The sequence below is a fragment of the Marinococcus halophilus genome (assembly GCF_900166605.1).
Lineage (GTDB): Bacteria > Bacillota > Bacilli > Bacillales > Marinococcaceae > Marinococcus > Marinococcus halophilus.
Genome location: NZ_FVZD01000006.1, coordinates 984,418 through 996,757, shown reverse-complemented (window position 1 = coordinate 996,757; position 12,340 = coordinate 984,418). Strand labels below are relative to the sequence as shown.

The following is a 12,340-nucleotide window of genomic DNA, read 5'->3' as shown; positions in this document are numbered from 1 at the left end:
CTATAGGACTGCTGCCCCTAAAATATTTTCTGCATGCTTTAATGCAAATGCGTGCCCTGCTTCATCAAAACTGGCTACGGCGTCCTGGTGAATAATGATATTAAACCCTTTATTATAAGCATCCACCGCAGTATGGAGGATGCATATATCGGTACAGACTCCGACAAGATGGAGCTCGGTGATGCCCCGTTCTCTTAATTTCATTTCCAGGCTCGTTCCTGCAAAGGCACTATACCTTGTTTTATCCATCTGCCAAACATTCGGCTGGTGTTGTATAGTTTCGTACAGGCTCTGAATGCTTCGATACAGGTCTCTTCCTTTTGTGCCTGCTATGTTATGGGAAGGAAATAATTCCGTTTCCGGATGATAGGCATCCCCCTCTTCATGACGATCGAGAGCGAATACGATAAAATCACCGGCTGCCTGAGAGGTTTCGATTAATTGATGAATGGCGTTTTCGATTTTTTGTCCCGGCTCTCCGCAGGTCAGGGCTCCTTCTTCCGCTACGAAGTCCACCGTATAGTCAATCACAATCAAGGCACGCGAATAGCTCATCAAGTGTCTCCTTTCTTTTTATGAATGCCGCACCACCGGATTAAAAAGTCGGCGTACACTTTTGTTACGTTTTTCACACTTTCAAGATCCACCCATTCATCGGGTTCATGCATTTTTGCACCCGACGGCCCGTAGCACGTAACAGGAGTATCGTAATAAAGACCGTAATACCGGGCATCTGTCGTAACTGGTATTGCCTGCCGGCCGCAATGTGTGCCAGTTACAAATTCATGGGCTTCATCGAGTCTGGCAAACAGCGGGTCTTCCTCGGGCATTATCATTCCCTCTGCATGAAAGCCGAAGGATTCAAAGGACGGAGGGTGCTCGCGGAGCCACTCATCATCTTTCGTTTTATCGAGAATCCAATCGATTAAATCCTGTTTACCTTCGGCTGGATCTTTCCCCGGGTAAACGGCCGATCGTACTTCAAGGGTGGCTTCTACCGGAATATTTGAGGCAAAATCTCCACTGTGCATCGTGCCTGCCTCTACGTCAATCGGTTCTTTCATATGGGCAAACTCCGGTGGCTTTTGTTCATCCCGATTGACATATTCCCGGTAGCTCTGCAAAGCCTCAATGATAGTCTGGGCTTTTTCAATGGCGTTTGCCCCGACGCCGGTTCGATCCGATTGAAGGTTGCTGCTCGTATCAATATGAATACGAAGCCAGATGCTTCCGAGCTGCGCAGTGGAGGGGCACTGGCCGAACGGTTCCGGAATAAGCACCGCATCTGCCAGATACCCCGCATTCGCTGCTGCGAGCGTCCCGTTGCCCGTAGCTTCTTCTTCGATAACGGTTTTGATGGAAAAATCAGCAGCCGGTTCGTAGCCTGCCTCCTGAATGGCTTTGTAGGCGTAAATCATCGCCGCTACGCCGCTTTTCATATCAAGGACCCCGCGCCCATACAGACGGTTCCCGATCTGCAGAGCACTCCACGGATCCACGCTCCATTTATGTTTGGGCTCGGGACTCACTACATCCACGTGTCCCTGAAACAGCAGACTGTTTCCTTTAGACTCCTGAATGCTGCGCGGTGCTTTCGCCACGACAACCGGCCTGCCCGCGTAGGACCACTCACTCGGGGCATAGCCGGGGAGAGAGCTAATCTCTTTTTCATCAACCTCCACTGTTTCCACATCCATCTGCAGCTCGTTTTGAAAAAAATCCTTTAAGTATAGTTGAAGCGAGCCCTCATGTTCGATCGTACTTGGGAACCGGGCGATCGTCTGTAAAAACTCCACTTCCTCTCCCCACAGTTTATCCACTGTCGAGAGTATTTTTTGACTCGAATCGACTGTTTCAGTCACACGCTCTCCCTCATTTCTTAACAAATCACTTTATTTCTCTTTTCAACTCTTCCCATTTTTACATGAAAGTATGCTTCTAGTTTTAATGTAGGCGTTTTTTCAGAAGCCTCCCTCCCAGGCTGCCGAAGCAGGCCTTTTCTCTATATAAAAAAGAGGAAGCGCCTAGGCGTTTCCTCTTTGAATTAATACAGAGCTGTCCCACTGCAGCCAGAATCCGGCTGAAAACCATGCGGCTGCAAGTGCCATAGCGAAAAATAGCACTCCCCACACCTGGGAGGGAACACGGCTCACACGATGCATACCGGTAGCGTCTCCGGCGTCGCCAGGCATCCGCAGACTACGTTGCAGGATAATCCAGGCTGAACGCACCGACTGGGTGAGCAGAAGCACCCCGAGAATAAACATTATCCATATCTTAAGCATTTCCATATTTTCAATCAGCACATACAGTCCTCCTGCAGAAGCTGCCAGCCCCCAGATAATCCCGGCAGGGTTGCGGACCCAGAAAAGTGTATTCCAAATGAACAGACCTACGAGACCAAGCATGAGCCCACTGTACCACCCGGACGTAAATATCCAGCTGTATAGAAGAGCCATGCCGCTTGCGAACGGATAGCCCGCGAATGTTGTAAGCGCCTGGCCCAGTTTGCCTTTATGCCCGGTTTCAGCGAGACCCTCCCGCGTATAAAATAAAGAAATGGAGCGCACTTTTCCGCCGGTGGCAAGCGCCATAAAAGCATGGCCATTCTCATGTACCAGTGTCTGAAACAGGGAAAGATAGGTACCCACGACCGGTGTATAGGTAAGGGCTGTTAGCACGACTGCTGTTGTCAGGAAAAACACGGCCGTCTCAATCATAATTGTTCCTGCGCGTGGCCGGGCAGCGGACGATTATTTCCCACCGCCTGCTTTAACGCCTGTTGCATGTATCCCATCCCCCGGTAGTCCCGCAGCGGAAAAACAGTCCGTTCCATTGGCAGTATTCTGGCAATGAGCGGATTGAATTTCCGTCCCAGAAGCACTACATACTGGTCATACTCACCCATCTGCTTTGTCTGCCACTGTTGCAGACAAAACTCCGTGGAAACTTCTTCCCGCTGTTTTTTCCCAAACGTGACGTCGTAATTTGCATCAATACGCTCCTGCGGATACATAAAGCCATGTTTTCCAGAGAGCACAGTCCATTGGTCAGTGAACGCTTCGGCGTAAGCCCGGCACAGCTGATGAAAGGTACTCTGGTACACATGTTTTACAGGGAGGGGGCCAAGGCCCGGATCTGCATCCCAGGCCTTTTTCGCCCCGCAGGGAATAATTGCGAGCTGTTTCAATTTCATTCACCTTTTTTTCTTTAATTTTCGTGTATGTCTTTTTTGGTCGCTTTCCGTTTTCCACGTATACAGAGCCGGCACTAAAAGAAGCGTCATTATTGTGGAAAAGACAAGGCCAGTTACGATGGCTGTGCCGAGCGGCTGAAACAATGGATTGTCCCCAAGGGCAATCGGAAGCAGGCCGGCGATGGACGTTAAGCTTGTTAAAAGAATTGGCCGGAACCGTTCTTCTCCGGCTGCCGTGACAGCCGTTCGCACATCTGCCCCCGCTCGGATGCGCTGCTCCATAAATTCTATCATAACGACTGCGTTCCGTACGACGATACCGGCGAGACTGACAGCCCCCATCATTGACATAAAACCAAGTCCTGTCTGAGTTAGGAACAGACCGAGAATAACTCCGGCGATAGCAACATATACTGCGCTCAATACGATAAACGGGATCCGGAGCGAATAAAACTGCAGGGCAAACAAAATCAACAGCAAAAAGACTACTACGATAAATATTTGCCCAATATCAATAAATACATCGTTTCGTTCAGAGGTTTCGCCGCCTATCTGGACACTGACTCCTCCGTATTCATTTTCAATCGAATCAAGAGAATCTTCAGCTGCGGCTAAAATTTCGTCTTCGGAGACATCTCCCGGGTACGCTCGGACTGTAATGGTCCGCTCTGTATTTTCATGCGGGACAGCGGAAATCGTTGTTTCCTCTGTGCCCTCCCCCAGATCATTTAACGTAACGTCTTCTCCATTGTCGTCTCTGGCCATAATAATTTGGTTCAGGTCGCTGTTTGTAACCTGCTCTCCGTTATCATACATCACCTGGACCGGTACTACTTCATTATCCGTATTCCACTGGCCAAACGGCACGCCTTCCCCAAGCAGCCGGAGCTCGGTGCTTACAGCTTCATTGGTGACGCCTGTCCCTTCCATGGCCTCCCTGTCCTGTTCAAACCGCCATTGATTCACGTTCTGATTGGCGTTAGACACAGCCAAATCCACTCCGTCCGTTGCGTCAAACAATGCTTCGACTTCCGCTGCTGCAGAGAAGAGCTCCTCTGTTTCCTCCCCGGAAAGCTCAATCGCAATCGGAGCACCCACCGGCGGCCCGGATTCAACGATTGACCCCTGGGCTTCGACGTTGTCGAAGGTATTCCGGATCTCTTGCGGCCACGTTTCACTTCCTTCTCTTGCCGGAATCTCTTCAGGGTTTACGTAAACGAGAAAATTCATATCGTTCGGGCCGGCAGCACCGCCTCCTGCCCCACCCGAAAATACGGTAGGAATTTCCGTCCCGGCATAAGAAGACACCGACGTTACTCCTTTTCGTGTCTGCAGCCAGGCGCTGACTTCTTCCGCCTGGGTTTCCGTTTCCTCAAGCGGGGTATTTTCGGGCACCGATGCTTCGATAAATACTTCCTCCCGCTCCGTGTCCGGGAAAAACTCGAGCGGCGTGTACGGCACGAGCGCAAATGCCGATGTTCCGAGTATAAGGCCGGCAAGCGACACGATAATCGGCCGCTTTACGAGACGCGTCAACACTCGTTTACTGTACCATCTGGCTGAACGGTCGAGAAAGGAGCCCAGAAATCCCGGTGAGGGGCGCTTGAGTGTCTTTGTTCTTCTTTTTTCTACAATGCCCCGGTAAATTGGGATAAAAAAGATCGCAAGAAGCGTAGACGAAATCAATACCGTAATCAGCACGACAGGCAGGGGGCGGATAAACGAACCAGCCGCTCCCGGAAGAAATAAAAGCGGAAAAAAGGTAAATACAACAGCAAGCGTTGACACAATAACGGATACAAGCACTTCCCTCACCCCGTTGCTTGCTGCTTCAATCGGGCTGTCGCCCCTCCGGAGCCGGCGGTCAATGTTGTCGTTTACGACAATGGCATCGTCAACGAGAATCCCAAGCGAAATGATAAAAGCAATCAACGAAATTTGATTCAGACCGACATCGGTAAACGGAAGAGGAATCATCCCGATCGCAAGTGCTGCCGGAATCGATATAGCTACCGAAAGGGCTGTCCGCAGCCGCAGGCCGATAGAACACACAATTAATACCGACACAAATGCCACCACAAATGAGATAGCCAGACTTGAAAATAAATCCTCTACGACGTCGCCCTGCGTATAGAGCTGGGTCAGCTCCATGCCTGCAGGCAGCTGCTGTTCAAAATCCCCTATCACGTCATCTAAACTACTTTGTGCCTGCGGCACGCTCGCATTATCCGCAAGAAAGAATGTTACCGACAGGGCCGACTGCTGATTGTATTCCACCTGTTCATCTATCGGCTCATAAGTGTTTTCCACTGTGGCAACGTCCCCGAGTAGAACACTTTCTCCGCCGCCCTGCTGGCCCTGGCTCACCTCAATGCTTTCCCAGTCTTCTACGTTTTCAAGTGCTTCAAGCTCTACTTGATACAGCTCTCCTCCGCGCTGCCACTCTCCGGGCGGAACGATCTCCGAGGCTGAGGAGAGCGCCCCAATAATCTGGCCGGACTGCAATCCTTCCTCCTCGAGTGCTTCACTATCGGGGCGAACCTGCAGCTCGCGCTCCACGTCGCCAGTAATTTCCAGGCTGTCGATATCTGCTATACCAGTGAACCGCTGCTCCCAGTTTTCAATCAGCTGTACCGCTTCCGGAACCGATTCTTCCTCCACTGTCAGCTGATAAATAGCCAGCCCCTGCTGACTCAGTTCGCTATTGATGGACGGCTCTTCTGCATCATCCGGAAACGTGGTGCTCACCTGTGATAGCCTCTGCTCGAGACTATTCCACACCTGCTCTGGATTTTCAGTGCTTTCATCAAGCTCTACAGTAATGGACGACAGCCCGGGCGAGGAGACCGAAGAAATCGACGCTGTGGCCGATTCGTTATCAATCTCTTCTTCAAGCTGGTTCGTGACTGTCGTTTCCACTTCCTCGGCCGAGGCTCCAGGGTACACCGTAGTCACCTGCCCCACCGGTGGATTGGTTGATGGAATTTCTTTTTGCGGCAGCTGGAAAAAAGACAGCGTACCGACGATGACAAGCATCGCCATAAATAATAAAATCAGCTTCGGTTTTGCAATTATTTTTTTCACGTTTCTCCCCCCACAGTATTATTACCCCAGTATACTTTGTTTGGAACGAAAATGACACTAGTGTCATTTAAATTTAAAAATTATTTACGGATGTCTGATACCGTTTAAAAAAATATTATAAATGGTCTCTACCCATTCCTCCTCGCTCAGAGACGGGTCCGGTGCCTGTACGGCCACCATCAGCAGCCGCGTGATGCCCTGCGTCGGGAGGTCCCCTCGAATAGCCCCTTCTTTTTTACCGGCTTCGATTAGAGTAGACGCCCGGCTCCCCAGTTGCCCCAAGTACTGCTGAAGCTGTTCTACGTTTATTTCCACCTGTGCGGAAGCATGGTGGTCCATGACCGGGAAAATATCAAAGGCCTGATGGACCGATGCCTGCTGCACCCATACCCGGATATAGGCCTTCATACGTACGGAAAAATTCGCCTGCCGATCGGCTTCATCAAGCTGGGCGAATACCTGCTCTAGTTTATCGAGCATGTATGCCGTTACTAATTCTTCTTTTTTAGCATAGTAATTATAAATGGTGCTTCTCGCCACCCCGAGCCGTTCCGACAGGGCTTTAAAATGAAACGAATGGTAGCCTTCTTCCACGATTAGCTTTTCCGTTTCCTGAAAAAGCATTCGGCGGTCTATTGTTCGCTGCCTAGGCATCAGGGTTCTCCTCCTTTCCATTCAGTATCAAGCAAAAAACAGCATATTCAGACCGGCTATTCCAATAATAACGGCCGTAAGTGTACGAATATGCTTTTGCGGCAGCTTTTCAAAATATCGGATACCAATCCTTGTTCCAAGCAGCACACACACAATTCCTATAGGAACATAAAGCAGCAGCTCCTTTGAATAGTCACCGGCGCCTGCGTGGGCAAGAACAGTTAAAAGACTTCCAATTAAAAATGTAATCTGCAGGTTCGCCGTATAATGGTATTTGTTGGCTGTGGTTAATAGAAAATAAACAACAAAAAAAGGACCGCCAACACCAAATACGCCGCCTACCAGCCCACCGCAAAAGCCGAGCGTGAGCGGAATCCATTTCGGGACCGGCCGCAGTTTTTTTTCCGGCTTTTGGGCAAAGGTATACACGACCATGCCGAGAAGCACGAGACCGAGTACTTTTTTCAGAATATCCATTTCCCCAAAGTTATGTAGTATAAAAAAAGCTGCAAATCTTCCTGCTGCGGTGGCTGCCAGCAAATATCCGAGCTGCGCCCACTGAATGTGCTTATAGACCTTGCCTATAATGCTCAGGGCGGTGATAACTGACAGTGAAATAACGAGAAGCGAGCTGAACTGCAGCGTAAAGAAAAACGGCACAAAGCTCATCACGAACAAGCCGAAACCAAAGCCGCTGACGCCCTGGATAAAGCTTCCTGTAAAAATAATAACAGCGATTAAAATAAATTCCCCAATGGCACTCATGTTGTCAGAACCCTTCATTACATGCTTTTATTATTGTATCATGCTTTAAATAAAGAGAGAAAAAACGGGAGCGACTTTTGTCACGCCCGTTGATTAGCAGCAAAATAAATCATAAATTCATACAGTTGTATCGGCCATTCCCGTTTAGGATGTTCTGCCGGCCAGTGCTGGTCAAGATAGTCGGGATACGTGCCGAGCCAATCGTAAGCCACCAGATCAATCAGTTCCGGTGTATGCGACTTCATGCCGTTATAATAGCGGTATTTGGCTTCCTTCTCTTCTTCGAGCGGAGATTTCCGCTTCGGCCACCGCCATTTTTTCTTTTCTTCCTGCTGAATGAAAACGTACCGTTGCGACAGATGAAGCCGAAAATCCTGCAGGCGCTTACGGTAGTAATCATCAAGCTCGTAAAGTTCAGGCCAGGGCTTACGGAAATAGTGCATCCAGGCCTTCATAAATGGGGCAAGCACGTCTCCTTCCACGATTACCGGTACACCTTCCTCTTCCCACTGTTTCGCCTCCCGGTTCCGCAGCCGTTCGGCTTCGACCCACTCCCATGGGTCCTCAGGAAGCTGCGCCAAACGTTCGATCAGCTTTGCCTCGGGAAAATAACGCTTAAGCCGGCCGGAAAGCTCTGGAATCCACGCGTTGTTTTCTGCTTCCACCGTAATAATCGTCATTGTTCCCCCTGCCCGGTGCCGAATAAATATTTCATGCTTTCTGTGCTGTGCACCGGCGCATGGCAGGAAAAGTCCCGGCAGACATAGATAGTGGTCTTTCCGTTTTGCACTGGATAATCCTCTGCAAACGGAGCCGCCCGGCTGAGGTCAGTCTCCAATTCGGCCGCCAGGCTTGTCACTTCGGGATGAAATGCACGCTGGATGTAGGTCTTCACCCGAAACGCTTCATCATCCTGCGCAGGCCGGATAACTACTTCCTTTCTGTCGCCGTGAAAAAGCACCAGCCCCTGCATGAGGTGACCAAAGGCAGTTGGCGCCTGTTCGATGGAGGCCGAAAAAGCTTCCCACGTTTTTTCGGCTATTCGTTCAAATTCCATTTTCCCGGAAAGACGAGCAAGTCTCATCAGCTGCACCGCAGCCACGCTGTTGCCGGAAGGTGCGGCTCCGTCAAAAGCTTCCTTTGGCCGGAACAGAAGTGATTCCCCATCGGACGCTGTGAGAAAGAATCCCCCGTTTTCCTGATCGTAGTAGTAGCTAACCATCGTTTCTGCCCAGACAGACGCCTTTTCAATATACTCCGGCTTCCAAGTCGAAGCGTAAAGCTCAGTGCTGGCCCAGATCATATTGGCATAATCGTCCACATATGCATCATACTGCACGTCGCCATCCTTCCAGCGGGCTTTGAAGCGCCCGTTTTGATCCTGGAGCCGGGTTTCAATAAAACGGTACGCCTCCTCCGCAAACGTCGTCCATTCCTCTTTCTGGAAAACCCGTCCTGCCTTAGCCATCGAAGCAATCATCCAGCCATTCCAGGACGTAAGTATTTTTTCATCCCGGAACGGACGCACACGCTTTTCCCGATGTTCGTATAAGGCCTGCAGTGCCCCGCGGCGTTCTGCATCACTCCAGCCAGCGGTCGGACGGTTGATCCGGTTGGGAATGCTTTTCCCTTCAAAGTTTCCGGCGGGGTCGATACCGTACTCAATCGCAAACTGTTCGCCAAGCTCTTCCCCAAGCACATCTTCAATCTCTTCCGGGGTCCAGACGTAAAATTTACCTTCTTCCCCCTCACTGTCGGCATCCTCTCCGCAGAAGAACGCGCCTTCTTCATGCGTCAGATCCCGGTGCACGTACTCAATAATTTCCTCCACGACTTCTTTATACCTTGTCTCACCTGTCAGTTGATACGCCTCCGTATACGCCATTAAGAGCAGCGCGTTATCGTACAGCATTTTTTCAAAATGCGGCACAAGCCACGCCTCATCCGTCGCATAACGGGAAAACCCGCCGCCAATATGGTCTCTGATGCCTCCTGAAGCCATTGCATCGAGCGTGGAGGTGGCCATGTACAGCGCACCCTCGCTTTCAAATTGATGATAGTAATGCAGCAGGTACATTACGATATGCGGACTTGGAAACTTTGGGGCAGACCCGAATCCGCCGTACGAAGAGTCAAACTGCTGAGTGAAGGCGCGGAACGCTGTATGCACGTTATTGATATTCAGCTGTCTCGTTTCTAAAGCCCGCGGCTCCAACGCTTTGGAAATATCATTGCCCACCTGCGCCACTCGCTCGGGGTCGTCGCGGTAGATATCTGAAAGCTGGCTTAGGATATCCATAATTCCCGGCATACTGCCCATCTGGTTCCTTGGAATATAGGTGGCTGCATAGAAGGGCTTCTGGTCCGGCGTAATAAACACGTTCAGCGGCCAGCCGCCGTGTCCGTTCATAGCCTGGCATGCTGACATATAGATTGCATCCACATCCGGGCGCTCCTCCCGGTCCACTTTCACAGGCACAAATTTTTCATTTAACACTGCTGCCACTTCCGCATTTTCAAAGCTTTCCTGCTCCATTACATGACACCAATGGCACGTTGAATACCCAATGGACACCATAAGCGGTTTGTTTTCTGCCTCCGCCTTTTCAAAAGCATCTGTTCCCCATGGATACCAGTCCACCGGGTTGTTTTTATGCTGCTGGAGATAGGGCGATTTTTCGTATTGTAGACGGTTCAACCAATCACGTCCTTTCTTGTTAATATTTATTCACGAAAAAGACGCTGCCCAAACAAGGACAGCGTGTTTACCAGTTATCCGTTTATTGCTTTGTCCATTTCGTCAATATTATCAACGCCTTTTTTATAATACTTATAAGCTTCTTTCCATTCTTCTTCATCGTATGATTCGGCTTCTTCAAAGTAATAAATTGTTTCTGTCGTCCAGTCGTGTACGGCGTCGAATTGTTCAACGTAAGGTTCAAGCTGGTGAAGTTGGCTTAACATACGTTGTGAACCTGCCTCAATAGCTTCGTAGCCTGTGGGATTCTTCCCTTCTTTTTCTACAAGCTCCCCTGAGGCAATAAGAGTTTTTTTGTCCCCTTTGTATTCATCTAAATTTTTTAAAGGTGTACCTGCGTTTCCTTCGAATATTGAAGGATAAAATACCATGTCATGATTCACTCTATATTTTAACGCCCCTAACGCTTGCGTTCCATACGGTTTGGGCTTGTCTTCCTGCGATAATGTATCGTAATTGATCCAGGAGTAAGTATACGTTTCTTTCGTATTTTTATAAAAAATCATCGAATTATCATAGACAATAACATCTTTGTACTCGTCTTCTGGTCGAAGAATCTCCCCAAACCGCAGTTTTGCTTCCTTACTACTTAGACGTCCTTTTTCGGGAAGGCTGAACGTGGCCATCGTTTCGTGCAACTTTTCAAAACGTTCGGATGTTTCTTCAGCCGCCATTTCGGCTGTTTCTGTCTTCGTATCTTTTTCACTGGAAGAATCATTTGCAGAAGCCTCGTCTTTATTCTCCTTGTTTTCGCTTGAATCACTGCCTGAATCTTCCGAAGTTACACAAGCAGATAGTGCTAATAGTGATGACAGACTAATCATAACTAATTGTTTCTTCATGTCAGGTGCCCCTTTATACTATCACTCTAATGTTTGTTAATTGCTTTTTAACATTACTATACCAATTTTTCGATTTTAAATAATGCATTGCCTGGCATATAGTTAGATTTTACTCCTGTTTTTAATAGAAGCTTTTCCCCTGCCCCGGGCAGCTCTCTTTTAAATTTTTATGATAGAATCTAAATGTAATGATTATCATAAACTGTTTAAAAAGTGAGGATACACAATGATTGCAAAAACGGAAGAGGATTTTCAGGGTTTACGGGAAATTGGCGAAATTTGTGGAACGATTCGGAACAAACTAGTCCAGACTGCTAAACCAGGGATTACAACAAAGGAACTCGATACCATTGCAGAAAAGCTGTTTGAACAATCAGAAGCTCAATCTGCCCCGAAAGGAGTGTACGACTTTCCCGGCCAGACGTGTATCAGCGTCAATGAAGAAGTAGCGCACGGAATCCCGGGCGATCGGGCCATTCAGGAAGGCGACCTTATCAATATTGATGTTTCGGGTTCGAAAAACGGCTATTTCGCAGATACTGGGGTTTCCTTTGTGATTGGCAGTGCTGAACCGGTGTTACAAAAAATATGCGACGCTGCCAAAGAAGCATTCGATGCCGGCCTGGAGAAAGCTAAACCCGGGGCAAAAAAGAGCGCTCTCGGAAAAGCTGTACACAACGTGGCAAAGCAGCATGGTCTGACGGTTATCAAAAATCTTACCGGGCACGGCATTGGACGCTCGATTCATGAACCGCCGGAGCATATTTTTAACTACTTTTCCCGTTGGGACGATGAAATTTTAAAGGATGGAGCGGTCATTGCCTTTGAGCCTTTTATTTCGACGTTTGAAGAGGAGGTTTTTCCGGCTGAAGATGGCTGGACCCTGTTGACCGATGACAGCTATGTAGCTCAATACGAGCATACAATTATTCTCACCAGGGACGGCCCGATTATAACTACACTGTAGGCTCGTAATTTTTTCTTATCTATTTACCGCTGCAGGCGATTTTTCTCCTGACCTATGTCTAAATCTTCACGAAT

At 49.0% G+C, this 12,340-nt stretch carries 11 protein-coding genes; 1 reads left to right on the top strand and 10 read right to left on the bottom strand.

Going from position 1 to position 12,340, the window contains the following annotated elements; translation table 11 throughout:
- From B5066_RS11105 to B5066_RS11060, 10 genes are all read right to left on the bottom strand, one after another.
- Complete coding sequence (locus tag B5066_RS11105; protein ID WP_079475982.1) at positions 1-555, bottom strand: cysteine hydrolase family protein; 555 nt, start codon at positions 553-555, stop codon at positions 1-3.
- Complete coding sequence (locus B5066_RS11100; RefSeq protein ID WP_179124093.1) at positions 555-1,862, bottom strand: ArgE/DapE family deacylase; 1,308 nt, start codon at positions 1,860-1,862, stop codon at positions 555-557. Before B5066_RS11100 ends, B5066_RS11105 begins: the two co-directional genes overlap by 1 nt.
- 162 nt (positions 1,863-2,024) lie before the next feature.
- The gene (locus B5066_RS11095) at positions 2,025-2,720 is read right to left on the bottom strand and encodes a M50 family metallopeptidase (protein ID WP_079475980.1); all 696 of its coding nucleotides are present in this window, start codon (positions 2,718-2,720) and stop codon (positions 2,025-2,027) included.
- Entirely contained in the window at positions 2,717-3,190 is a 474-nt protein-coding gene (locus tag B5066_RS11090; protein ID WP_143745427.1) for a DUF6884 domain-containing protein, read from the bottom strand. Before B5066_RS11090 ends, B5066_RS11095 begins: the two co-directional genes overlap by 4 nt.
- 6 nt (positions 3,191-3,196) lie before the next feature.
- A complete protein-coding gene (locus tag B5066_RS11085; RefSeq protein WP_079475978.1) occupies positions 3,197-6,280 on the bottom strand; it encodes an efflux RND transporter permease subunit in 3,084 nt (1,027 codons plus the stop codon).
- An 84-nt stretch (positions 6,281-6,364) separates the two neighbouring features.
- Positions 6,365-6,934 carry a TetR/AcrR family transcriptional regulator gene (locus tag B5066_RS11080; RefSeq protein WP_158219041.1) on the bottom strand — a complete coding sequence of 190 codons (570 nt, stop codon included), beginning with the start codon at positions 6,932-6,934 and terminating at the stop codon, positions 6,365-6,367.
- 27 nt (positions 6,935-6,961) lie between these two features.
- Positions 6,962-7,699, bottom strand: a complete 738-nt coding sequence (locus B5066_RS11075) for a TSUP family transporter (RefSeq protein WP_179124092.1) — start codon at positions 7,697-7,699, stop codon at positions 6,962-6,964.
- Positions 7,700-7,779: 80 nt separating this feature from the next.
- Entirely contained in the window at positions 7,780-8,379 is a 600-nt protein-coding gene (locus B5066_RS11070) for a hypothetical protein (RefSeq protein WP_079475975.1), read from the bottom strand.
- Positions 8,376-10,397: a thioredoxin domain-containing protein gene (locus B5066_RS11065; protein WP_244897365.1), complete on the bottom strand. Its 2,022-nt coding sequence runs from the start codon at positions 10,395-10,397 to the stop codon at positions 8,376-8,378. Before B5066_RS11065 ends, B5066_RS11070 begins: the two co-directional genes overlap by 4 nt.
- A gap of 74 nt (positions 10,398-10,471) precedes the next feature.
- Positions 10,472-11,299: a hypothetical protein gene (locus tag B5066_RS11060; protein ID WP_079475973.1), complete on the bottom strand. Its 828-nt coding sequence runs from the start codon at positions 11,297-11,299 to the stop codon at positions 10,472-10,474.
- Between the two features lie 226 nt (positions 11,300-11,525).
- On the opposite strand from B5066_RS11060, the gene map reads away from it, so the two are divergent.
- Positions 11,526-12,266 (top strand): type I methionyl aminopeptidase, encoded by a 741-nt coding sequence (gene map / locus B5066_RS11055; protein WP_079475972.1) that lies wholly within the window; start codon positions 11,526-11,528, stop codon positions 12,264-12,266.
- Positions 12,267-12,340: the final 74 nt, after the last annotated feature.